Below are 402 nucleotides of genomic sequence, written 5' to 3' on the forward strand. Positions count from 1 at the left end.
CTTCGCGCTTGGGTGGATCGACATCCGGGTTCGCCCCGGTTGATCAATATGTATGGGATTACCGAGACGACGGTGCACGCGTCGTTCCGTGAGATCTGCGAGGCAGATGCTGTCGGTGGTGCGAGCCCTATCGGGCTGCCGTTGGTGCACCTTGGTTTCTTTGTGCTGGATCGGTCGTTGCAGCCGGTGCCGGTGGGTGTGGTGGGTGAGCTGTATGTCGTTGGTGCCGGTTTGGGGTGTGGTTATTGGCACCGTGGCGGACTGACCTCGGCGCGTTTCGTGGCGTGTCCGTTCGGTGGCTCCGGTGCGCGGATGTATCGGACCGGGGATCTGGCGTCGTGGGGTTCTGATGGGCAGTTGCAGTATCTCGGTCGCGCCGATGAGCAGGTCAAGATCCGTGGG

The 402-nt window shown here is 62.4% G+C and carries 1 protein-coding gene; it reads left to right on the plus strand.

Annotated features, from left to right (window positions below):
- Positions 1 to 12 precede the first annotated feature (12 nt).
- Positions 13 to 402: AMP-binding protein (locus tag RNB18_RS53105; protein ID WP_311721193.1), on the plus strand; the 390-nt coding region annotated here is incomplete at its 3' end.

It is taken from the genome of Streptomyces doebereineriae, assembly GCF_031845645.1.
GTDB lineage: Bacteria > Actinomycetota > Actinomycetes > Streptomycetales > Streptomycetaceae > Streptomyces > Streptomyces canus.